At 49.5% G+C, this 22082-nt stretch carries 20 protein-coding genes and 1 riboswitch; of the genes, 15 read left to right on the top strand and 5 right to left on the bottom strand.

Annotated features, from left to right (window positions below; genetic code table 11):
* Positions 1 to 50: 50 nt before the first annotated feature.
* Entirely contained in the window at positions 51 to 500 is a 450-nt protein-coding gene (locus ACQ4MX_RS12830; protein ID WP_134911498.1) for a GAF domain-containing protein, read from the bottom strand.
* A gap of 299 nt (positions 501 to 799) precedes the next feature.
* Between ACQ4MX_RS12830 and ACQ4MX_RS12825 the strand changes: the two genes are divergently transcribed.
* Positions 800 to 1540, top strand: coding sequence for a Crp/Fnr family transcriptional regulator (locus ACQ4MX_RS12825; protein WP_431090989.1), 741 nt, complete (start codon positions 800 to 802; stop codon positions 1538 to 1540).
* Positions 1541 to 1798: 258 nt separating this feature from the next.
* On the opposite strand, the gene ACQ4MX_RS12820 is transcribed toward ACQ4MX_RS12825, so the two are convergent.
* The gene (locus ACQ4MX_RS12820; protein ID WP_014279404.1) at positions 1799 to 1960 is read right to left on the bottom strand and encodes a lysine-specific demethylase; all 162 of its coding nucleotides are present in this window, start codon (positions 1958 to 1960) and stop codon (positions 1799 to 1801) included.
* 291 nt (positions 1961 to 2251) lie between these two features.
* Here ACQ4MX_RS12820 and ACQ4MX_RS12815 point away from each other — a divergent pair, with 291 nt between their 5' ends.
* From ACQ4MX_RS12815 to ACQ4MX_RS12795, 5 genes are all read left to right on the top strand, one after another.
* Positions 2252 to 3583: an extracellular solute-binding protein gene (locus ACQ4MX_RS12815; protein WP_431090988.1), complete on the top strand. Its 1332-nt coding sequence runs from the start codon at positions 2252 to 2254 to the stop codon at positions 3581 to 3583.
* Between the two features lie 108 nt (positions 3584 to 3691).
* Positions 3692 to 4582, top strand: a complete 891-nt coding sequence (locus tag ACQ4MX_RS12810; RefSeq protein WP_149096396.1) for a carbohydrate ABC transporter permease — start codon at positions 3692 to 3694, stop codon at positions 4580 to 4582.
* A 13-nt stretch (positions 4583 to 4595) separates the two neighbouring features.
* A complete protein-coding gene (locus tag ACQ4MX_RS12805; protein WP_283654274.1) occupies positions 4596 to 5420 on the top strand; it encodes a carbohydrate ABC transporter permease in 825 nt (274 codons plus the stop codon).
* A 30-nt stretch (positions 5421 to 5450) separates the two neighbouring features.
* Positions 5451 to 7247 carry a sensor histidine kinase gene (locus ACQ4MX_RS12800; RefSeq protein ID WP_431090986.1) on the top strand — a complete coding sequence of 599 codons (1797 nt, stop codon included), beginning with the start codon at positions 5451 to 5453 and terminating at the stop codon, positions 7245 to 7247.
* On the top strand, positions 7228 to 8412 hold the full coding sequence (locus tag ACQ4MX_RS12795; protein WP_431090984.1) for a response regulator transcription factor: 1185 nt from the start codon (positions 7228 to 7230) through the stop codon (positions 8410 to 8412). Before ACQ4MX_RS12800 ends, ACQ4MX_RS12795 begins: the two co-directional genes overlap by 20 nt.
* A gap of 72 nt (positions 8413 to 8484) precedes the next feature.
* Here the strand turns inward: ACQ4MX_RS12795 and ACQ4MX_RS12790 are convergent, their stop codons facing one another.
* Positions 8485 to 9390 carry a LysR family transcriptional regulator gene (locus tag ACQ4MX_RS12790; protein WP_431090982.1) on the bottom strand — a complete coding sequence of 302 codons (906 nt, stop codon included), beginning with the start codon at positions 9388 to 9390 and terminating at the stop codon, positions 8485 to 8487.
* Positions 9391 to 9553: 163 nt separating this feature from the next.
* On the opposite strand from ACQ4MX_RS12790, the gene ACQ4MX_RS12785 reads away from it, so the two are divergent.
* From ACQ4MX_RS12785 to ACQ4MX_RS12765, 5 genes are all read left to right on the top strand, one after another.
* Positions 9554 to 10144: a UbiX family flavin prenyltransferase gene (locus ACQ4MX_RS12785; protein ID WP_431090981.1), complete on the top strand. Its 591-nt coding sequence runs from the start codon at positions 9554 to 9556 to the stop codon at positions 10142 to 10144.
* 28 nt (positions 10145 to 10172) lie between these two features.
* Positions 10173 to 11591: a non-oxidative hydroxyarylic acid decarboxylases subunit C gene (locus ACQ4MX_RS12780; protein ID WP_431091320.1), complete on the top strand. Its 1419-nt coding sequence runs from the start codon at positions 10173 to 10175 to the stop codon at positions 11589 to 11591.
* Positions 11592 to 11632: 41 nt separating this feature from the next.
* A complete protein-coding gene (locus ACQ4MX_RS12775; protein WP_431090980.1) occupies positions 11633 to 11869 on the top strand; it encodes a non-oxidative hydroxyarylic acid decarboxylases subunit D in 237 nt (78 codons plus the stop codon).
* A gap of 59 nt (positions 11870 to 11928) precedes the next feature.
* The gene (locus ACQ4MX_RS12770) at positions 11929 to 12390 is read left to right on the top strand and encodes a pyridoxamine 5'-phosphate oxidase family protein (protein WP_431090978.1); all 462 of its coding nucleotides are present in this window, start codon (positions 11929 to 11931) and stop codon (positions 12388 to 12390) included.
* A 134-nt stretch (positions 12391 to 12524) separates the two neighbouring features.
* On the top strand, positions 12525 to 14861 hold the full coding sequence (locus tag ACQ4MX_RS12765; protein WP_431090977.1) for an Ig-like domain-containing protein: 2337 nt from the start codon (positions 12525 to 12527) through the stop codon (positions 14859 to 14861).
* Positions 14862 to 15096: 235 nt separating this feature from the next.
* On the opposite strand, the gene sdaAA is transcribed toward ACQ4MX_RS12765, so the two are convergent.
* Positions 15097 to 15996, bottom strand: a complete 900-nt coding sequence (gene sdaAA / locus ACQ4MX_RS12760; RefSeq protein WP_283654284.1) for an L-serine ammonia-lyase, iron-sulfur-dependent, subunit alpha — start codon at positions 15994 to 15996, stop codon at positions 15097 to 15099.
* A complete protein-coding gene (sdaAB, locus tag ACQ4MX_RS12755; RefSeq protein WP_431090975.1) occupies positions 15986 to 16675 on the bottom strand; it encodes an L-serine ammonia-lyase, iron-sulfur-dependent subunit beta in 690 nt (229 codons plus the stop codon). The genes sdaAA and sdaAB overlap by 11 nt, the downstream gene beginning before the upstream one ends.
* A 209-nt stretch (positions 16676 to 16884) precedes the next feature.
* A riboswitch (glycine riboswitch) is annotated at positions 16885 to 16998 on the bottom strand.
* Positions 16999 to 17211: 213 nt separating this feature from the next.
* Between sdaAB and ACQ4MX_RS12750 the strand changes: the two genes are divergently transcribed.
* The 4 genes from ACQ4MX_RS12750 (at position 17212) to opp4B (ending at position 22058) form a co-directional block, all read left to right on the top strand.
* Positions 17212 to 18816 (top strand): DUF6359 domain-containing protein, encoded by a 1605-nt coding sequence (locus ACQ4MX_RS12750; RefSeq protein ID WP_431090974.1) that lies wholly within the window; start codon positions 17212 to 17214, stop codon positions 18814 to 18816.
* Positions 18817 to 19140: 324 nt separating this feature from the next.
* Positions 19141 to 20172, top strand: a complete 1032-nt coding sequence (locus ACQ4MX_RS12745) for an ABC transporter ATP-binding protein (RefSeq protein ID WP_431090973.1) — start codon at positions 19141 to 19143, stop codon at positions 20170 to 20172.
* Positions 20150 to 21076 carry an ABC transporter ATP-binding protein gene (locus tag ACQ4MX_RS12740; RefSeq protein ID WP_431090972.1) on the top strand — a complete coding sequence of 309 codons (927 nt, stop codon included), beginning with the start codon at positions 20150 to 20152 and terminating at the stop codon, positions 21074 to 21076. The genes ACQ4MX_RS12745 and ACQ4MX_RS12740 overlap by 23 nt, the downstream gene beginning before the upstream one ends.
* A 13-nt stretch (positions 21077 to 21089) precedes the next feature.
* A complete protein-coding gene (gene opp4B, locus ACQ4MX_RS12735) occupies positions 21090 to 22058 on the top strand; it encodes an oligopeptide ABC transporter permease (protein ID WP_431090971.1) in 969 nt (322 codons plus the stop codon).
* The last annotated feature ends 24 nt before the right edge of the window (positions 22059 to 22082 follow it).

Raw genomic sequence — 22082 nt, 5'->3', positions numbered from 1 at the left:
AATTTAAGGGATTCCAATCAACATAGATAGTTAGGTACAGTTATATGATTTCATAGAATAAGAGTGTGGGCACATAGCTGACCAAGCTGCTCGGCCACTTTTGTGGCCCCTGCGACGTCGGAATCGGTGAACACTTTCACATCACGATTACCGAGAAGCAATACACCGTTCGGCAGATCCCCTGTGCTGGAAAAGGGAATAGCCACAGCAGAGTGAAGCTGTTCCGCCAGCATCAGCGCACATTCCTGACGTAAACGGATGCTGCCGGAGAGCATAGCGCTTACGGTCACGGTACGCCCCAGACGAACGGCCATCCCGGCAATACCATGCCCTACCTTAAAAGAAATACGCCGATAGCGTTCGCTGCGGCTGCCAGAGGCATAATACCATTGCAACACACCGCCCGGCTTGGACATGAGCGCAAGTGCTGTGAGATCCCCATAGATACGATCTCTCAACTGATCCAGTGTTTTGCGCATTTCATCCGTTATTTCTAGCATAGAAGACACATCCTTTTTCGTAACAAAACTGTAGCTCTAACTTATTGTAGTTCCAGCAGTTACAAAAGTAAGTCAGGGAACCCCCTGATCTATAGGCACAGGAAACACTGACTTTTGAACAGGCGGGGCAAGGAGTTGGAGGGAAGCCGATAAATTAGGCTCTGCTTGATGGCGGGAGTGATATTTATCACAGTAAATCAGGGAGTAGGGAGGTATAAAATCAGGTGTTCTCCTGATAACAACTGATGCGTCAAAACATTATGATATAGATATCAGGTAAATACGAGGAGGACGCTAACATGCAAGCCACTTGTACGGAACGGTTTGGGGATAAGGTGGAACGCACGGGAATTCAGCTTTTTTTGACGGAGGAACATTTTGGGCTGCTGAAGGATATCATGTCCTGGAAAAAGGTAAAGGCGGGTATTACGCTTTTTAGAGAGGGCGAAGAATCGGAGCAGCTTTATTATATACATTCGGGCCATGTTAAGCTTCGCAAGTCGACAGAAGACGGAAAAGAATTGATTTTGACCATTCAGCATCAAGGCGACTTAATCGGGGAGTTCAGCGGGATAGATGGAGAAGAGTATAGCTGCACCGCAGAAACAGCCGATGCCTGTGAGCTGGGCGTGGTGCGTGTTCAGGATCTGGAATCGCTTCTGTCCAAAAATGGAGCAATGGGGCTCCAATTCATTCAGTGGATGGCTATGAAGCAACGGATTATGCAATCGCGGTTTCGGGATTTGCTGCTGTATGGTAAAGCAGGAGCATTGGCCTCAACGCTGATCCGGGCGAGCAATACATGCGGTGTAGCGGTGAAGGATGGCATTTTACTGAATATGAAGCTGAGTCACTCCGAACTGGGTGAAATGATTGGAGCGACACGGGAGAGTGTGAATCGGATGCTAAGCTCGTTGAAGGAGCAGGGGACGCTTGATACGCGGGATGGAAAAATAGTCATTCACGATCTTAAGGTACTGCGCATGATGTGCTGCTGCCCTTCGTACGGTCAATGTGCGCATGAAATCTGCCGACTCTAAAAAATATGAACATAAATAAGGCGGAGTCCCTGAGGACCCGCCTTGATTTACGTCTTCTGACGCACCTGTACTTATACATCAGCATTTTGCATAATTCGATTCCGAACGCTAAAAGTACAATATATAGACGAACTAAACCATTTCGATCTTTATATTACTGATTTGAAATCGCTCTTGGGATTTATGCGAAATGCTCACATTTATAACATAAAAAAAGCTAATCAACGCCGTATAGCGGTCAATTAGCTGGGGAGACGATTATTGATCTATTTCAACCTGTTCTGTCTGGAGGACACTTAAGGCTTGAAGTTTACGTGTAATTTCCTTTTGCCACTTTATATCTCCGACCTGTACCGCAAGATTGAGAAGATCCAAATAATCATCAATATGCAGGGAGGTTCTACTAAAAGCTTCTTTCACTGCGGTCCTGCCTCCTTTGGAGTCCATGTATAGTTATCTTTTAATAATGAGAATCATTATCAAAGAATGAGCTTATTCATATTATGCCTGTGTTCGAGATAAATTGCAAGTTATGATATGAATGAATTTTGAAGCGCACGAATGAGGGCTTGAAAAAACAAACCCTTCTCCTTAAGTTCACACATTGTTCACTTCTTTTCTATAGAACATAATGAAAAGAACAAGCGGGCATTGAGTGTTCACCGACAGGGACAATTCGCGCAATGCTTCAACAAGAGGAGGAAAAGGATAATGGGCAGAACAAAAATGAAAGCGTTCTCTATTTTGGTGGCGAGCGCCTTGGCATTGACGCTGACAGCATGTAATAACGGACAGAGCGCAAGTCCCGGAAACTCAGGAAGCAAGGGTGGAGACGCGGTAAGTAAAGAAGTGACGATCACCTTCCAGAACATTAATCCTGATCCCAGCACTCCTTCATACAAAATGATAAAGCAAATTGTAAGTCAATATGAGCAGAATCATCCGAATGTCAAAATTGAGCTGGATTCGCTGAATACAGATCAACAAAAGCTAAAGCTGAAAACACAGGCGGCGGCGAAGGAAGTTCCGGATATTACGATTGTAAACCCGGCCGCACAAATGAAGCCCTTCGTGGATGCCGGGCTACTGGCTCCCCTGAACGATGTGGCAGATAAAGATGGCTTAAAAGATACATTTCAGGATGGACTGCTCGATTATTATAGCTTCGATGATAAGCTGTACGCTTTTCCGGACGGTAACAATATAGAAGTGGTGTTTTACAATAAGGAGCTGTTCGAGCAGGCGGGAATTCAAAAGCTGCCGACCACCTTTGATGAGCTGATTACGGCGGTCAAGGCGCTGAAGGCAAAGGGGATTACCCCGATTGCGATTGGCGAAAAGGATTCGTGGACCGGATCACTCCTTTTCATGAATATTTTGCTGCGTACGAATGAAGGGCCGAATTTCCTCAAAGATGTGCTGGACGGCAAAAAGACGTTTAATGATCCGGCCTTTGTGGAAGCAGTGGATGCATTTCAGGAACTGGTGCAGGCAGGGGCTTTCCCGGATGGAGCTACATCCATTGACTATAATGCGGGCGGCAATATTTTTAAAACAGGAAAAGCTGCGATGTATATCATGGGCACATGGGAAACAGGGTCTATTGATGCTTCTTCGGTAGCAGGCAAGGTGGGCGCGTTCCAATTCCCTACGGTGAATGGCAAGGGAGATGTAAATGAGTATGTGATTGCACCGGGCAGTGCGTTTGCGGTATCGGCGAACAGTGAGCATTTGCAGGAGACGAAGGATTTTCTGCACTATTTTATTACAGAGATGCCCAAGATCCAGTTTGATCTGAAGAATGCAATTGGCAGCGGGCAGAAAATGAAAGGCGATCTAAAGGAGGCGGGCTACTCCGAGCTGGCCATTAACCTTAATGAGCTGTTCAAAAATGTGAAGGGCGGCGACCTCGCTTTTGATAATACGATGAATCCGGCTATCGCGCAGGCGCATCTGAGCAGTATTCAAAACCTATTCGTGCAAAAAGAAGACTCTGCACAAGTTGCCAAGGAGCATCAGAGCGCTTTTGAAGCGAACAAATAGTTGCAGCTTAACAGGGGAGGGGCGCATTGGTTCCTTCCCTGATTTGCAATAACCATGAGCTGCGCATCCTTAGAAGAAGTTCAGAAAAAACACAAAGGAGATTGGAGCATGAATGTACTGAAGGTGCCGGCACGCACCATTGCCGTTTTCGTGCTGCCCTGCCTGCTGCTGTACACCTGTATGGTGTTTGTTCCGATTCTGGTGTCGGTGTACTGTGGACTGCTGGATTGGAACGGGATATCTGAGGCAAAGTTTGTGGGGCTGGCGAATTTCGAACGAATTTTTACAGCCGATCCGGTGTTCTGGCCGTCTGTGAAGCGGACGATGATGTTCGCTGTGTTTTCCATGCTGGAAATTCCGTTCTGTCTGCTGCTGGCTATTTTGCTCAATCGCTATGTGCGTAAGGCGAATACGCTGGTTACGATGTATTTTCTGCCGGTCATTTTGTCAGTAGTTATTATCGGGCAATTGTGGAAAACGATCTATAATCCGGCCTCAATGGGTGGGATGCTGAACGGTATTTTGATGTCGGTCGGGCTGGAAAGCTGGACACGCTCATGGCTGACAGAACCGCAGATTGCCATGTACGCGCTCTATTTTGTGTCGTTGTGGCAGTATTTTGGCTATCATTTGCTGATTCAGTTTACTGGGGTGCAAAATATTCCGAATGAGTTGTACGAGGCAGCCAAAATGGATGGAGCTGAGGGTTTTAAAGCAGACCGTTATATTACACTGCCGCTCATTGTGCCTATTTTCAAAATATCAATGGTATTGGCCTTTATTGGTTCTCTGCAATCGTTTGATCTGATCTGGGTGATGACGGGTGGAGGGCCTGCTCATGCAACGGATACGGTATCCACATATATGTACAACATGTCCTTTTTGTCTATGAAATATGGATATGGCAGCGCATTGGCTTCGTTTCTCGTCATTATCTGTTTGTCATTTACAATTGTGATAAATTTTGTTTTCAAACGAATCGAAAATAAGGTAAGCTAAAGGGGATGAAGCTGTGAACACCATGAAAAAAACATTGGTCTTTTCCTTGCTGGCGGTTTTGATCGTCACGCAGCTGTATCCACTTTTCTGGCTGCTGACCTATTCGTTGAAGACGAATGAAGAGATTTTGAGCGCAAGCTTCTTTGCACTCCCTCAAGTGCCCCAGTGGCACAACTATCAGGAAGCTTATGAATCAGGGAGCTACTTGCGCTATTTGGGAAACAGTGTGCTGGTGACCGGAGTTACGATGTTATTCGTCATTTTGTTAAGCTCGATGACTGCTTATGCGATTACGCGTTTCCGCTGGCGCTTTGGGGCTGCTGTGCTGACCTTGTTTCTGATCGGAATGATGATTCCGATGCAGGCAACGCTGCTGCCGCTGATGGTGATGTTCAAAAACATCAACATTCTCAATACGTATTTCTCGCTAATTTTACCCTACATTGCTTTTCAGACACCGATTGCGGTTTTCATCCTGTCCGGCTTTATGCGGTCCATTCCCCACGAGATTGAAGAATCCGCTTACATTGATGGGGCGAGCATTTATCGTATTTTCCGCAGTGTGATCTTACCCATCTCGATTCCGCCGATGATGACGGTGTGTATTTTGACCTTTATTAATATCTGGAATGAATACATTATGGCTGCCACCTTTATCTCGTCAGAGAAGCTCAAAACACTCCCTTTCGGCGTCTATACATTCGTCAGTCAGTATTCTGTGAACTACGGCAATATTGGCGCTTTTCTGGTCATGGGGGCCTTACCGGTCATTATTATTTATTTTGTCCTGTCCGAAAAGATTACCAAGGGCATGGTAGCGGGGGCGGTTAAAGGGTAGGCGAGCGATTCGAAAGGAGCGCACGGAGGTATGATGCGCCGTTTTCAGTCTATTCACCACCGCTTGTTTATTCTATTCCTGTTGAGCATGTCTGGTATTGTGCTGGCGATCAGTTTGTTATTTTATAACCGTACTACAGTGCAGTTCCATGATAAGGTCAGTGAGTTGGCTCGTAAAAATGTTTCCCAAACGGCAGGACTGTTCGAATTGCTGCTCAGCAGCTATAACAGTCTGTCCAAATCGATCAGCAACAATATGGATTTGGTTCGTCTGCTAACGACGGATACCAGTGATTTACCCGCCGTCAATTACATCAATGAACGTACAATTACCAATATTCTGGGAGCTATCTATTATTCGCGGGAGGACCTGATTGGCATTCATGTCATCACAGACACAGGCAAGGTATACAACTACGGGAATTATATGAATGTTATTGATACCGATTACGAACACACTGAATGGTATAAGGAAATTCGAAAGTCAGCGGGCAAAATTGCATGGCTGGGCGTTTATCCTCACTCTGTCATTGACCAGGTGGAAACCAGACCCGTATTTGCGTTCGGGCGCCAGCTCTATGATCTGGATGAGCATAAGCCGATTGGTATCGTCCTGTTTGAAGCTGAACCGCGCTCGGTTCTGTCCGCCCTTCACAATTTGCGGCTGGGTACCAATAGTCAGGTATATCTGGTAGGCAATGAAAATCGGATTGTGTCGGCTACTTCCTCTGAACCGCCACCAGATCTGCAAAGTCTGGAGCAGCAGGTACCGGAGGAGGATGTCATTGTAAATCGGAGTAATGAGAAGGTTGTAATCGCTTCCAAGTTGCCGTTTGCCGATTGGTCGGTCATTAGTGTGACACCCAGCGGGGATTTGAACGTGGAACTGGTGCAAAATCAAAGGTATTTACTCATCGTGGTGCCTGTGCTCATTATTTTATCCGCGCTGATTGCGTCCATCGTCTCCAGACGTATTTCGCTTCCGCTGAAGCGGGTTATTCGGGAAATGAAGCGGGTGGAGACGGGGAATTTCCGCCATACGGTGGAGATTGAATCGTATGAGGAAATCAACCAATTGGCGACATCCTTCAACCATATGGTAAGACGGATTGCCGAACTGATCGAACTGGTTCGCATATCATCGGTCAGTGAAAAAAATGCCGAGCTGCACGCGCTCCAGACGCAGGTCAATCCGCATTTTCTGTATAATACGCTGGATATGATCTATTGGATGCTGGATGAAAAGGAGCAGGATCAGCTCGGGGAAGTGGTGCTTTCCTTATCCCATATGTTCCGCTACAGCAGTCATTGGGAGGAAGGAGCCGATGTCAGCCTGCGCGAAGAAGTAGAGCAGATAGGGCATTACCTTACGATTATTCAGGCACGACTGGAAGGCAGGGTATCCGTAGACATCAGTATTGATGAGCGCTGGATGGATATCCGTTTGCCGAAAATGACCTTACAGCCGTTGATTGAAAACGCGGTTAAGCACGGGCTGGAGCCACTTCATGCGAATACAGGTGGCAAGCTGCTTGTCAGAGCAGAGGAATATGGTGGCGTATTAAGCCTGCATATTATGGATAATGGCGCAGGGATGGAGTACGAACGATGGGAGGTGGTTCAGGTTGCTTTGGCAGAACCCGGCAAGCAGACGGGCAGCGGGCAGGCGGGAGGCATCGGCCTGCAAAACCTAAATTTACGGCTACGGCACATGTTCGGAGAAGAGTACGGCCTACGGATTTCCAGCGCACCTGGGGCCGGAACGACAGCCACTGTAAGTGTGCCTCTGCCACTGAAGGAGGAGAAACATGAATATTCTGATAGCTGACGATGAAAGTATGATTCGGCAGGGGATTCGGCGCACCATTGGCCAGGCTCTGCCAACCTGCGGCATTCATCTCGCTGCTTCCACCGAGGAAGCAGCAGGCATTCTGGCGGAGCATCCCGTGGATATTGTATTAACTGATATCCTGATGCCCGGTATGGATGGTCTGGAATTCATGCGCATTTCCAAGCGAAAGCATCCTCATCTACAGTGGGTCGTCATCTCGGCCCATTCCGACTTCCAATATGCGCAAAGAGCAGTGAAGCTGGGTGCCAAAGACTATTTGTTAAAGCCAATCGGCAAAAGGAAGCTGCTGGAATGCATTGAAGTGCTGGCAGCCGAAGCGCTTGTCGCCTCACAGCAGGCCAACGAGGGCAGGCTTCTCAAATCCAATATGGTCTATTTGCGTGAGGCTGTTTTTCAACGCTATGCACTTGGACTGGATACTGGGAAGCTCGATATACAGCCGTTTGTGGAAAACTATCCGGAGTTTCATCTCTTCATGGTTCGTATGGAGCCTGATCACAAGCAGACGCATCTGGAGCATTTTATGATTGAAAACGTACTGTCCGAGCTTGTTGAGGCGGGGGGCAGCGGTTTTGTCGTCAGTCTCGACCGCCACAGCCTGCTGGGCATTGCACGACTGCGGGATGAAGCAGAGGCCGCACGGCTGGAGACGTTACTCGAATCCCACTTGAAGCGTTATGTGAGGGTACCGTTACAAATTACGCGTTCGGGGGTTCACCACAATTTTGCATCCATTCCTGAAGAAGTGGCACGGCTAAGACGAACGCCCGAGGAGATTGCGGCGGCGGCAGTGGACGCGGGAGAATGTCTGCGAAAAGGCATGCATACGGTGGATGTGGCGTTGCAATATATCCGGGCCCATTTTACCGAGGAATTGTCGCTGGAGAAGGTAGCTTCGGTTGTCTTTTTGAATCCAGTGTATTTCAGCCAGTTGTTCAAGCAAAAAACCGGACAAGGCTACAAGGATTACGTTATTTGCTTGCGGATGGAGGAAGCGAAGCGGCTGCTCGGTGATCCTCACCTTCGGCTGGCTGATATTTCCGAGCGGATTGGCTATCAGGACATGCGGCATTTTACACAGGTGTTCCGGCGCAAATGTGGAATGACTCCGACCGAGTATCGGCATCAGGGAGTCAAATAAGGCGGCAACAACGATGGAATGAAGGAAGTTGATCCAGCATCAGACTGTTTCAGGAGTAGAGCGGTAGAGCATCTACTCGGGAGCAGTCTTTTTCGTGTGTCCAGCTTGGAGCTGTTCAACCAATTTGCGAGCCGCATTGGATAAATAACGATCCTTGCGCCATACGACGGCAGGCCGGGTAAAGGGAAACGGCTCCTTAATGGAGAGCGTGCGAATTCTGTCCCCGTATTCTTGTCCCAAGCCAGTGTCTGGAATGATGGTAATCCCCATGCCTGTGGATACGAGCGCGAGAATGGTCGATATTTCAGGACAGTCCAGTACGACGCGCGGAATAAGATGGTGTTCCTGAAATTTTCGGATGACGGTTTCGTATAGCCCGTGTCCTTCTGTTCGGCGTGCCAACAAAAGGTCATAGCTGGCTGCTTCCTGTAACGTAATTTGTCCACTCGGATGACGATCTGCCCATTCACACGGAAGTACCGCAACAAAAGAGACGCCCTCCAGTTCAATCGTATGGTACGAGCTGTCGTCTACCGGAAGCAGCAGCAGGGCCAGATCGACTTTATTTTGATGCAGCAGTTCCTCCAGATGATGTGTGTCTCCGTGTCCTATTTTAACGTATACCTCCGGATAATTCTGATGAAAGCGGCTGAGTTGTTCGGTAATCAGAGACATGCAGGCCGATGAAGTGCCTATGGACAGGGTACCGGTTACGTTGTTTTCAAACTCCCCAATTTCTCTACAGGTATCCTCCATTTCAGCCAATAATCGCTTAGCGCGGGTGTATAGTGCGTATCCGGCCTCGGTGACCTCCCACTTCTTTCCTTCCCGGTAAATCAGCTTTACCCCAAGCTCATCCTCCATATTTTTGAGCTGCTGACTCAGCGGAGGCTGGGCCATGTTGAGCGTGCGTGCGGCTTTGGTGATTTGCCCTTCCTCCACGATGACGCAAAAGTAATGCAGCTGCTTCATATCCATTGGGGGTTTCCTCCTCATTTCTGAACAACCACTTCAATTTGAATACTTTTAAAGTATGCATTACATATATTATATATATTTTTCGTGTGCAAGGAACAGGCGTATAATTTTTGACAGTGATGCGTTGGTGAACATACAACGATGGGGTGGAAGGAGGGGACATATGAAGAAAATCATTGTAGGAATATCGGGAGCGACAGGGTCGATCTTCGGTATCCGTATATTGCAACAATTACGGGAGGCCGGAGTGGAGAGCCATCTGGTGCTATCCCCGTGGGCTATTGCGAACATTCCCTATGAGACAGGCTACACGGTGAAGGAAGTGGAGGCCATGGCGGATGCAGTTTATTCGTATAAGGATCAGGCTGCGCGTATTTCCAGCGGCTCCTTCCGGGTAGACGGCATGATCGTCGCTCCTTGCAGCATGAAGACGCTCGCCTCCATTCGTATCGGTATGGCGGACAACCTACTCACCCGATCAGCGGATGTGATGCTGAAGGAGCGAAAGAAGCTGCTGCTCATGACCAGGGAAACACCATTAAGCAGTATTCATCTGGAAAATATGCTGGAGCTGTCACGTATGGGCGTGATGATCCTGCCGCCGATGCCCGCCTTTTATAATCATCCTGCAAGCATTGAGGAATTGGTGGATCATATTGTTTTTCGCGCATTGGATCAGTTCGGTATCGTCACAACCGCAGCCAAACGCTGGGATGGAATGAAGCAGACTGACTCCAGACTGCACCAGAATTGAGAAATCGAAAGACGAAGGAGAATGAATGATGGCTTATAAAGACTTTCGCGATTTTCTACACACCTTGGAAAAGGAGGGACAATTGCTCACGATCAGCGATGAGGTAAAGCCGGAGCCGGACATCGCAGCAGCTAACAGAGCGTTACATAATCTTGGGGATAAAACGCCTGCTCTCTTTTTCAATAATATCTATGGATATACGGATGCTCGTATTGCAATGAATGTGATGGGTTCCTGGCCCAATCATGCCCTCATGATGGGAATGCCCAAAAACACGCCACTCAAGGAGCAGTTTTTTGAATTTGCCAGACGCTATGAACAATTTCCTATGCCCGTGAAGCGGGAAGAAACCGCTCCTTTCCATGAAGTAGAGATTACTGAGGATATAAATTTGTTTGATATTTTGCCGTTGTTTCGTTTGAACCAGGGTGACGGAGGATTTTATCTGGACAAAGCAATTTTGGTTTCACGCGATCTGGATGACCCGGACACCTATGGTAAGCAAAATGTCGGCTTGTACCGGATGCAGGTGAAAGGCAAGAACCGTTTGGGTATCCAGCCTGTACCGCAGCATGATATTGCGATCCATATCCGTCAGGCTGAGGAACGCGGTGAAAATCTGAAGGTCGCTATTGCTCTCGGATGTGAGCCTGTGATTACCACGGCTGCTTCTACGCCGCTGCTGTACGATCAATCGGAATATGAGATGGCGGGGGCCATTCAGGGTGAGCCTTACCGTGTGGTCAAAGCGAAGGATGCGGATCTCGATCTACCTTGGGGAGCTGAGGTTATTCTGGAAGGTGAAGTGTTGGCGGGTGAACGTGAGTATGAAGGTCCATTCGGTGAATTTACAGGTCACTATTCCGGCGGCCGCGCGATGCCAGTCATTCAGATTAATCGTGTGTACCATCGTAAGCAGCCTATCTTTGAGCATTTGTACATCGGGATGCCTTGGACGGAAACGGATTATATGATTGGTGTGAATACAAGTGTACCGTTGTTTCAGCAGCTCAAGGATGCATTTCCTAATGAAATCGTAGCTGTTAATGCCATGTATACGCATGGGCTGGTCGCTATTATTTCCACGAAAACCCGTTATGGCGGCTTTGCGAAGGCTGTGGGGATGCGTGCGCTAACAACTCCGCATGGATTGGGGTATTGCAAGCTGGTGATTGTAGTGGATGAGGATGTCGATCCGTTCAATCTACCGCAGGTCATGTGGGCCTTATCCACCAAGCTGCATCCCAAGCATGATGCTGTCATTGTGCCGGGCCTGTCAATTTTACCGCTTGACCCTGGCTCTGATCCGGCAGGCATGACGCACAAAATGATATTGGATGCGACGACACCTGTAGCACCGGATATTAGAGGCCATTATTCGCAGCCGCTCGATTCTCCGCTTGGTGTAGCGGAATGGGAAAAAAAGCTGAGCCAAATGCTTCGTTAAATATTTTTGAAAATATAGAAAGATTAAAGGAGTGCTGACAGATGCATATTTGTCCCCGTTGTGAATCTAATCGTTCAGAAGTTGTTTCCCATTCGCCAGTGAAAGGCGCCTGGGAGGTCTTGCTGTGTCCTGTATGTATGTTCACATGGCGCACCTCGGAACCGGATAGCATTACTGATCCGGCAAAGTATAAATCAGCGTTCAAAGTGAACCCCCAAGATATTCCGAATGCCGCCCATGTCCCTCCTATTCCAGAGCGGGTACAGGATCGTTCGTAACCCGTTGTAAATTGTGGTACTTTGAAGATATAGGCCAAATGTAAAGGGGAATATACTTCATGCAGACACCAAGGATCGGTAAGGAGCTGTTCACGCTGCTGGACGGCAAGGGGCTGGAGCACAAGCAGCATGAAGCGATGATGCTGCTAACGGTCACTGAGGATCAGTGGCCGCATATTGCAATGATTAGCGTAGGCGAGATTGTGGCGCTGGACGAGGGGAATTTGCGGCTGGCACTATGGCCAGGGACGACTACGACGAGCAACATGATCCGCACCGGGAAGGCAACGCTTGCGGTGTTCAACGATGGCAAGGCGCACTATGTACGGCTGTCACTGGAGCATTTGCCGGTGTTGCCTGGAGCCAAACATGTACGCGAGCGGTTTGCAGCACAGGTATTCGCAGCCCGAGAAGATTCGGCCCAATATGCGGATATTGTGTCAGGTGTTACAGTCCGACTCAAGGAGCCGGAAGCAGTGTTAAATCGCTGGAAAGAAACAGTGGCAGAACTGTTAATGTAAAATTTAGTAGTTAATAAGGACCAAATTTTCTTTAAAGCCTAAACTATTCTTTTCCACATGTCGACATAAAACGTAGGTATAAGGATTTTGCGAAATCCTTAATTTTAAGTTTCGAAATGGGAGGGAATTAGATTTTGAAGAATAGATGGTCCGGTTTCTTGGCGTTGGTCATCCTGATCTCAAGTTTTACATCATACGCAGGGTTTGCATCCGCAGCTGATCCGGTGCTTTCCAAGATTGTCCTTTCCTCTAACGAGGTAACTGTGCAGCAGGGAGATATGGCTGCGTTGACGGCTACGGCTATTTATGCCGATGGGACGACTTCAAATGTAACTGTAAGCACGGATTGGAAAAGTGATAATACTGCTATTGCTACGGTATATAACGGTACGGTTTCAGGTAAGGGCGAAGGGGAAGCAACTGTGGTTGCGACCTATAAAGATAAGATACAATCGGTTCAGGTACATGTAACGAAAAAGGTTAAGGCGCTCACATCCAGTGTACAAAGCTTGAGCTTGCGTTCAAGCGGCACAGGACAGATCAATCTGACAGCGACTTACAGTGATAACACAACAGCTCAGGTATCGGGTGATGCGACTTGGACTTCGGATAATCAAAAGGTAGCAACCGTTGTTAACGGATTGGTGACCGCTCAGGGAGCAGGTACAGCCAATATTAAAGCCGTATACGGTCAACAGACGGTAACGATTGCTGTACAGGTAGAACAGGTTAAACGTCTGGATGTCAGTTCATCAGAAGTTTCCCTTTTGTTGAAGGATACCGAGAAGGTGAAACTGACCGCGACCTTCCCGGATGGAACGGTGCAGGATGTTACAGAGTCCGCCGATTGGAGTTCAAGCAATGCAGCCGTGGCGGATGTACTGAAAGGCACGATTACGGGCTACAGCGCGGGTAAAGCGACGATTACCGGTAAATACGGTACGATGTCTGCTACCATTTCGGTGGATGTGGATCAAACGAATAAGCTGAAAGCCAGCGAATCCAATATTTTCCTCCGTTTGGATGAATCCAAAAAAGTACAGGTTTCTGCGGTGTACCCGGATGGAACGGTAACGGATGTCACGGATAAAGCCACATGGTCCACAAGCGACGAAAAAATTGCGACGGTGACCAAAGGAACGATTATGGCGATTGGAGCGGGTTCGGCTACGGTGACCGCGAAGTATGGCGATAAGATGGTTTCGATTAAGGCAGACGTGGAAACGTCCAGATATCTGAATTTGAGCGAGGACAAGCTGAGCCTGAATGCCAAGGAATCCAAGAAGCTCAAGCTAACCGCGACGTACGTAACAGGTACGGAAGAAGATATCACGGATAAGGCAGATTGGAAATCCAGCAATGAAGATATTGCATTTGTCAGCAAGGGTGAAGTGACGGGCTATAAAACAGGTGAGGCTACGATCACTGCTTCTTATGGCGGCAAAACAGTCACAGCGACGGTATCTGTGAATGTGCCTGGTGATCTGGCATTGTCCTCCAAAACGGCAACGATTGATATTAATGAGGACTATGTTGCGACTCTGACTGCTACCTATGCAGATGGTCGTAAGGAAGATGTTACACAGGATGCAGAATGGACTTCAAGTGCGGAAGATGTTGCTTCGGTATCCAAAGGTACAATTACAGGTAAAGCAGCGGGTAAGGCGGTTGTTACAGCCACTTATAATGGCAAAAAGCTGACCATTAATGTACAAGTCGGTCTCGTAGACCGTTTGGAAACAGATACACGCGTGATTGCGCTTGGTGCCCAGGAAACGAAGCAGTTGAAAGTAACAGGCGTCAAGAGTGGCGGTACAAAAACAGATGTAACCAAGGATGCCACCTGGACTACCAGCAATGTGAAAGTGGTCGAGGTTAGCGAGGGCTTGATCAAAGCGAATGGCAGTGGTAAGGCTACTGTTACAGCTTCTTATGGCAAGCAAAGCATTACATTTACAGTAGAAGTGGATGTGGCGCAACAGATTGAGGCGGATGCTATCGCGTTATCACTTAAATCCGGAGATCAAAAAACCATCGCAATTGTGGTCAAATCCAGTGACGGCAAAGAAAAGGATGTTACGGCCCAAGCTGAATGGAAAACGCTCAATTATAAGGTAGCTACGGTCAAAAAGGGACAGGTTACCGCAGTAAGCTACGGTAAAACCAATATTCAGGCGAAGTTCGGCGGGAAATATATCACCGTACCGGTGGATGTCGATACGCTTAAATATTTGCAAACCGACGAAGTCTCGCTGAATTTGAAAGCAGGACAGATAGCTAAGGTTACGGCTACAGCTACGTATAAGGATGAGTCGGAGAAGGATGTATCCAAGCCGGCAGTCTGGTCCTCTTCCCGAATTATTGTTGCCACGGTCAAAGACGGCAGCATTAAGGCACAGGGTAAAGGTAAAGCTGTGATTACCGTGAAATATGCAGGGAAAACAACGAAGGTACAGGTGAACGTACAGTAAGAAAAAAGGGGTGTCCCAAAAGCCATGGAAATGGCAATGGGGCGCCCCTTTGCTTTAGAGAAGGATATTCGTTGGCACTCAGATGGACGCTTCGCGAACGGACCGTTGTTCCAATCGCTATTGTGACCAGTGAGAAAAGCTTCTACAATCCTTCTAAAATCATAAAAAAACCGTTCTTTGATAAAATGGAAGTGTCTCCCGATTTACATGCGGGAGGAGGGTTACCGCTTAGAAGCTACGACTTATCCTTCTTGGCTGGAATGTTGCGCGTAAGCGACTCCGTCAGACGCTTGCCGGTCGGCGTTTGGGCCAGGCCGCCTTTGGCGGTCTCGCGGTGCTTGGACGGCATCGCGCTGCCGACTTCGAGCATCACGTCGATGACTTCGTCAGACGGGATGGCGCTGCGCACACCCGCCAGAGCCATATCCGCGGCGGCAAGCGCGGTCACGGCTCCCAGCCCGTTGCGCACGATGCACGGAATCTCCACGAGTCCGGCGACGGGGTCGCAAATCAGGCCGAGCGTGTTCTTGAGCGCGAGGCCTACTGCATGGATGGCCTGCTCTGGCGTACCGCCACGCAGCTCGACCATGGCCCCTGCGGCCATCCCGATGGCTGAGCCAATCTCGGCCTGACAGCCTCCCTCCGCACCGGAGATGAAGGAATTGTTGGCGATCACGTAGCCAATCGCTCCAGCGGCGAACAGTCCGCGCACCATATGCTCGTCATCCCAGCCGAATCGCTCCTGCGCGCTGATGAACACGCCGGGGATGACCCCGCATGAGCCTGCGGTGGGCGTAGCGACAATGCGCCCCATAGACGCATTGACCTCCGACACGGAGAGGGCATACGCCATGGCGAGTGCCGAGGCATCGCCAGAGCAGGTTTCTCCAGCACGCAAATATTCCGCCAAGCGTTTGCCGTCGCCGCCCGTCAATCCGCTGCGGGATACCGTGTCCTGTGTTTGCCCGCGATGAACGGCTTCCTTCATGACTTCATAATAATCAGCCATTTGTCGGAAGATTTCTTCCTCCGGTGTGTTCGTCTCTTGTACCTGTTCCTTGATCATCAGGCGACCAATCGTAGTGGATTCCTCGGCGCACAAGGCACCTAATTCATGCAGATGGCTAAACCGCATCGGATTCAGCTCCTTTTTTCAAATTAATCATTTTGATTTCATACATATGAGGCAAAGCCCGCAGCTCGGCAACTAATTCAGCCGGAGCGGGGCTATCGGTTTCGATAGCAGTGAGTGCTTCGCCATCCCGGCCTTTGCGATCCACATGCATGTAGGCAATGTTAATGTCAGCTGCACCCAGCGCCGAAGTCACCGCGCCCAATGTTCCGGGCTTATCCGAGTGAAGAAGCACCAGCGTAGGCAGCTCTCCGGTCAGATTAACCCGGAACTCGTTAAGCTGCTGGACATGAATGTTTCCGCCGCCGATGGAGGAGCCTAGCAGCGTGCGCTGGTCTTCACCTTTCCATAGCTCGAAGCGGACCGTGTTCGGATGGGGGGCGGGCAGTCCGCTGACAGCGAACTCTACTTCCATCCCGGCTTGCTCTGCACATTGCTCCGCATCCGGAATCCGGTGGTCGTCTGTATCGTAATTCAGCAATCCGGCGATGAGTGCCAGGTCTGTGCCGTGTCCCTTGTACGTATCGGCAAATGAGCCGTACAGCGTCAGGCGGGCCCGGTCAGGTTGCGCACCGAGCCAGTGCCGGGCAACACGTGCGAGCCGCACTGCGCCTGCGGTATGCGAGCTGGAGGGTCCGGTCATAGCCGGACCAATAATGGAAAATACATCTTTGAAACGCATGGTGTGGCCCCCTGTATGTTTGAATACCATAGTATATGGTGCTGCCGCGCCTTGCGCGGGTGCGACGGTTTCTAATGCTGACGCAGCATGTAAGCACAAAAAAGGACAGGATAAGGAAATTTCCCTTATCTCTGTCCTCGTTACCTGAGAGTTTCGTGCGGGTGTATACCGCCTTACCCCTTGGGTGGCTTGCGCTCTCTCCAGAGTTGCGTCAGATGGCGATTCATGGACCTGAGAGATTATCCGCCAGCCGGGTGCTGGCGTCTTGCTCCTTCGGTGCCGCCGGGATGTGCTTCCCGGACAGACTCTCCCGTCATCTTCATTCGCGTATACCGTTCAACATTTCCTCCTAAGCGTAATGTATGCCATGCCCGGTGTCAATCACAGGTTGGGATTTTACAGAATCAGGTACCTTCTCAATAAAAAAGATTAAATTTTACATAATTATGGATGAAAACAGGAAGGAATTAGAAGGTTGATAGCTAATCTGATAGAGGACAAGCTAATTTATGGAATAATGGGAGGGACATTTACGTATGGTAAAAGGTTTCCGGTTCACAGGTTCACGCTTAAAAGGAATGCTGCATCTGGCGGCAATCGTATCACTGCTGGTAGGACTCTTCGTTCCATTCGGCCAGGTCAAGGCAGAGGGCTCGTTGACGGTAGCGGAAGCGCTTCAGCGTCAAAGCAGCGGAGGTACGGTGACGGTAGAAGGCTACGTCGTCGGACATGCTACCGGATCGAAAACGGCTAATTTCTCTGCCCCGTTTGCAAACGATTTTAACGTACTGATTGCGGATCAGGCGAGTGAACGTAATACGTCTAATCTGTTAAATGTACAACTGACATCCGCGTATAGAGGAGCATTTGGGCTGTCAGGCCATCCTGAGCTGATCGGCAGTAAAATTCGCGTGACGGGTGCGCTCGGTGCCTATAACAATTTTGGCGGCGTGAAAAGCCCAAGCGCTGTGGAGCTAGTAAGCGGAAGCGAGCCTGGAAATCCTGGTGATCCGGGCGAACCTGATCCTGGTACCCCGGGTCAACCCGGTACGACATTACCGGATGGAAAAGGCAAAAAAGTGCTGTTCGATAATACGCACGCACAGACAGCCGGAGCAGCAGATTGGGTTATTGATGGAGCCTTTTCCGATTTTGCGGGCGGACTGCGTAATGCTGGTTTCACCGTGGACCCGTTGGACCGTTCCATTCCTTTTACCTATGGCGAGCAGGCTATAACGTACGACAAGCTACGTCCATATGATGTGTTCATCATTGGTGAAGCCAATGTTGCCTTTAAGGCATCCGAGCAAGCTGCTCTGGTGCAATATGTGAAGAATGGAGGCAGTATTTTCTTCATTTCTGACCACTATAACGCTGACCGGAACAAAAACCGTTGGGATTCCTCTGAGGTTATGAACGGCTACCGCCGTGGAGCCTATTCCAATCCGGCCAAAGGGATGACTACAGAAGAAGCTGCATCACCAGCTATGCAGGGATTAACCAGTTCCGACTGGCTGGCGACGAACTTTGGCGTTCGTTTCCGCTACAATGCACTTGGTGACGTGAACGCTACGGATATCGTAGCGGCAGATCAATCCTTTGGCATTACGAAGGGTGTACGTTCGATAGCAATGCATGCTGGTTCTACACTGGCGATTATTGACCCGACCAAGGCGAAAGGAATCGCTTATATTCCTACAGGCACGAAAAAATGGGGTAATGCCGTGGACCAGGGTGTCTATAACGGCGGGGGGCGTGCTGAAGGACCTTATGCTGCTGTAGCCAAGGTAGGTCAGGGCAAGGCAGCGTTTATCGGTGATTCTTCCCCAGTTGAGGATGCCACGCCGAAATATGTACGTGAGGAAAACGGACAGTCGAAGAAGACGTACGATGGATTCAAGGAAGTGGACGATTCCACCTTCCTGGTACAGACGGTCCAATGGCTCGCATGGAAGCAGGACTATACGAAGCTGTCCGATGTAGCGGGCCTGACGCTGGACCAGCCAACACAGTTGCTGCCGTTCGAGGAGCCTGCGGCTTCCACGGAACCGCAGCCTGAGCCTTGGGCTGCTCCGGCAGCGGGCTACAAATGGTACGATCCAAGAACGTTCAAATCCGGCTCCTATGGAGCGGCTTCGTAACTAACGAAGAGAGCACAATTTGAGCTGGACCAGCCAGTCGCTTGATCCCTTTAAGGGGGTCAGGCGGCTTTTTTTGCGCTGAAAATTAACCTGTGGTTGGTTATTTCATTACATTTTGTGCCAGAAAGGTCGCGCTGCTGCTGAATCATTGGTTTTATCAATGATGATGATAGTCTAATCTTAATTGATATATCCATATACTGGTGATAGGATGAATTCAAATTATTCCGACTAAATCGGTATGTAATGTTTATGAGAGGTTTAACATCAAGCGTGGCGTGCATAAGCAGGACAAGGCCATGGAGAACGGAGGAAGCACACACATTGAGTATCGAGCCGGTGTTGGAGATCAAAGGGTTAACGGTATCTTTTCGCATTAAGGATCAATATTACCCCGCAGTTGACCATCTCGATCTGACGGTCAACCCCAATGAGGTGCTGGCTGTGGTCGGGGAATCCGGCTGCGGCAAAAGCGCGCTGGCGCTTTCGATAGCACAACTGCACGATCTGGAGCGTGCCCGCGTGCAGGGACAGATTCTTTTTAAAGGCACGGATCTGAATCGCCTCTCCACAGGGCAAATGAACAAAATCCGCGGAGCAGGCATCGGCATGATTTTTCAGGACCCGCTGACCGCGCTGAATCCGCTAATGAGCATTGGTAAGCAAATTGAGGAAAACCTCGATTACCATACGACCCTCTCTACGAAGCAGAAAAAGGCACGTGTGCTGGAATTGCTGGAGAGTGTGGATATTCCGAATCCCGTACGTGTATACGACCAGTATCCGCATGAGCTGTCAGGGGGGATGCGGCAGCGTGTGATGATCGCCATTGCCATAGCTTGTCGTCCTTCCCTCATTATTGCAGACGAGCCGACTACAGCGCTCGATGTAACCATTCAATCTCAAATTCTCGACTTGCTCAAGCAGCTTCAACAGGAGACTGGAAGCGGCATTATCCTGATTACGCACGATCTTGGCGTTGTGGCAGAGGTGGCGGACCGCGTGGTGGTCATGTATGCCGGAGAAATCGTGGAAAGCGCCAATGTTTTTGAATTGTTCCGACAGCCCCAGCATCCGTATACGCGCTCTTTGCTTGCATCCATGCCGGGATCGCATACCAAGGGAGAACCGTTGCACGTCATCGGAGGAATCGTCCCTTCCTTGCAGGATATTCCCCGCAATAGCTGCCGCTTTGCTCCACGTATCCCCTGGATTCAGCATGAGGTGCATGAGGATCATCCCCATTTAAGTGAGGTTTCTCCCGGGCATTGGGTCCGCTGTACATGTTATCAGCATTTTCATTTTGAAGACGAGGCAAAGGGGGGAGCTGCTCATGGCACTGCTGGAGCTAAATGATCTGAGAGTCCATTATCCGGTGCGCGGTGGTTTCTTCCAGCGTGTGGTCGATCAGGTAAAAGCGGTAGATGGTGTGTCCATCAGCATTGAGGCGGGTCAGACGTATGGGCTGGTAGGAGAATCCGGCTGTGGCAAAACGACAACGGGCAGAACGATTATCGGGCTGAACAAGCTGACGAGCGGGCAAATTCTTTTTAACGGAAATGACCTAACGGCCTTGAGCCGTAACAACCGCCATCCGCTGCGGAGAGATATTCAGATGATCTTTCAGGACCCATATTCCTCGCTCAATCCGCGTAAGCGTGTGCTGGATGTCATCGCTGAGCCGTTGCGGAATTTTGAAAGGCTGAGTAGTGAGGAAGAACGTCGAAAAGTTCAGACGCTGCTAGAAAAGGTCGGCTTGAACGCCGATGCGGCCTACAAATATCCGCATGAATTTTCCGGGGGACAGCGGCAGCGGATCGGCATTGCACGTGCACTCACGTTGAATCCAAAGCTGATCATTGCCGATGAGCCGGTATCAGCGTTGGATGTGTCCGTTCAGGCACAGGTGCTTAATTTTATGAAGGATGTGCAGCGGGAATTTAATTTGACGTATTTGTTCATCAGCCACGACCTCGGTATTATCCGCCATATGTGCGACCAAATCGGGATTATGTACCGGGGGCGTCTGGTGGAGCAGGGAAGCGAGCAAGACATTTATGAGCGTCCACAGCATCTGTATACCCAGCGTCTCATTGCAACCATTCCCAATATTGATCCTACAAAACGGCTGGAAAATGCCCAAAAAAGGAGAATGCTTTTATCCTCCTACAAAACAGAGCTGCCCAAACATCTAGACGTGAGTGGAAAGCCGTTTGCACTAAAATCAGTAAGTCCATCCCATCAAGTCGCGCTACCATAAGGGGGTACGGAATATGTGGAAATTTACACTGCGTCGGCTGCTGGTTATGATCCCTCAACTTTTTGCACTGAGCGTGCTTATATTTTTCCTAGCTAAGGCTATGCCGGGGGATGCCCTGACAGGACTTATTACTTCGACACCCAATCTGAATCCGGCCGCACTGGAAGAACAGCGACAAAGACTGGGACTGAATGACCCGGTGTGGGTGCAGTATGGGAACTGGCTCGTCCAGCTTGCTCACGGGGATCTGGGCAAATCTTATGTACATAAAATCGGCGTCACCGATCTGATCGGTAGCCGTCTGGGAAACACGTTCTTTTTGGGCGTGGTGATCCTGATCTTGACGTATCTGATCGCGATTCCGCTCGGTGTACTTAGCGGTCGTTATCAGCATAGCCCGCTGGACAAAACCGTGGTGGGTTATACCTATCTCAGCTTTGCGACCCCCTTATTCATACTCGCGTTGCTGCTGCTGTACGTATTCGGATTCAGGCTTGGCTGGTTTCCGACCAGCGGCAGTGTGGATGTGGGCGTGGAGCCGGGAACCTCGGCATATTACATCAACAAGGCGTACCATCTCATATTGCCAGCGGTTACAGGAGCATTGCTCAGTACGACAGCCACGATTCAGTATTTGCGCAATGAGGTCATCGACACACGGTTAAAGGATTTTGTGAAAACGGCGCGTTCCAAAGGGGTACCCGAGGGGAAAATCTATTCCCGTCATATTTTCAAAAATTCGCTGCTACCGATTGCCGCCTTTTTGGGCTATGACCTGACGGGAGTGATTGCGGGCAACATTTTCCTTGAATCCATCTTTGGGTATCCGGGGCTGGGTCAGCTATTTCTCCAGTCCATCACCCAACGTGATTTTTCAGTCGTGACCGCGCTGGTGATGATTTCCGGCTTTCTGGCATTATTGGGAACCCTTTTGTCTGATGTCATCCTGAGCAAGGTCGATCCCCGCATTCGGATCGAATAACGAACAACTTCAGAGGAAGGGGAG

Source organism: Paenibacillus sp. 8b26 (genome assembly GCF_050626875.1).
In the GTDB taxonomy this organism is placed as follows: Bacteria; Bacillota; Bacilli; order Paenibacillales; family Paenibacillaceae; genus Paenibacillus.
Note: the sequence above shows the minus strand (reverse complement) of the source record. Positions and strands in the feature narration are given on the sequence as shown.

What these genes read in the sequence shown, in the direction of transcription:
- ACQ4MX_RS12810 (WP_149096396.1), top strand. Translation starts at nt 3,692, where the DNA reads ATGAATGTACTGAAGGTGCCGGCACGCACCATTGCCGTTTTCGTGCTG.
- ACQ4MX_RS12775 (WP_431090980.1), top strand. Translation starts at nt 11,633, where the DNA reads ATGCATATTTGTCCCCGTTGTGAATCTAATCGTTCAGAAGTTGTTTCC.
- sdaAA (WP_283654284.1), bottom strand. Translation starts at nt 15,996, where the DNA reads ATGCGGTTTAGCCATCTGCATGAATTAGGTGCCTTGTGCGCCGAGGAA.
- opp4B (WP_431090971.1), top strand. Translation starts at nt 21,090, where the DNA reads ATGTGGAAATTTACACTGCGTCGGCTGCTGGTTATGATCCCTCAACTT.
- sdaAB (WP_431090975.1), bottom strand. Translation starts at nt 16,675, where the DNA reads ATGCGTTTCAAAGATGTATTTTCCATTATTGGTCCGGCTATGACCGGA.
- ACQ4MX_RS12770 (WP_431090978.1), top strand. Translation starts at nt 11,929, where the DNA reads ATGCAGACACCAAGGATCGGTAAGGAGCTGTTCACGCTGCTGGACGGC.
- ACQ4MX_RS12795 (WP_431090984.1), top strand. Translation starts at nt 7,228, where the DNA reads ATGAATATTCTGATAGCTGACGATGAAAGTATGATTCGGCAGGGGATT.
- ACQ4MX_RS12780 (WP_431091320.1), top strand. Translation starts at nt 10,173, where the DNA reads ATGGCTTATAAAGACTTTCGCGATTTTCTACACACCTTGGAAAAGGAG.
- ACQ4MX_RS12830 (WP_134911498.1), bottom strand. Translation starts at nt 500, where the DNA reads ATGCTAGAAATAACGGATGAAATGCGCAAAACACTGGATCAGTTGAGA.
- ACQ4MX_RS12815 (WP_431090988.1), top strand. Translation starts at nt 2,252, where the DNA reads ATGGGCAGAACAAAAATGAAAGCGTTCTCTATTTTGGTGGCGAGCGCC.
- ACQ4MX_RS12750 (WP_431090974.1), top strand. Translation starts at nt 17,212, where the DNA reads ATGGTAAAAGGTTTCCGGTTCACAGGTTCACGCTTAAAAGGAATGCTG.
- ACQ4MX_RS12825 (WP_431090989.1), top strand. Translation starts at nt 800, where the DNA reads ATGCAAGCCACTTGTACGGAACGGTTTGGGGATAAGGTGGAACGCACG.
- ACQ4MX_RS12785 (WP_431090981.1), top strand. Translation starts at nt 9,554, where the DNA reads ATGAAGAAAATCATTGTAGGAATATCGGGAGCGACAGGGTCGATCTTC.
- ACQ4MX_RS12800 (WP_431090986.1), top strand. Translation starts at nt 5,451, where the DNA reads ATGATGCGCCGTTTTCAGTCTATTCACCACCGCTTGTTTATTCTATTC.
- ACQ4MX_RS12740 (WP_431090972.1), top strand. Translation starts at nt 20,150, where the DNA reads ATGGCACTGCTGGAGCTAAATGATCTGAGAGTCCATTATCCGGTGCGC.
- ACQ4MX_RS12790 (WP_431090982.1), bottom strand. Translation starts at nt 9,390, where the DNA reads ATGGATATGAAGCAGCTGCATTACTTTTGCGTCATCGTGGAGGAAGGG.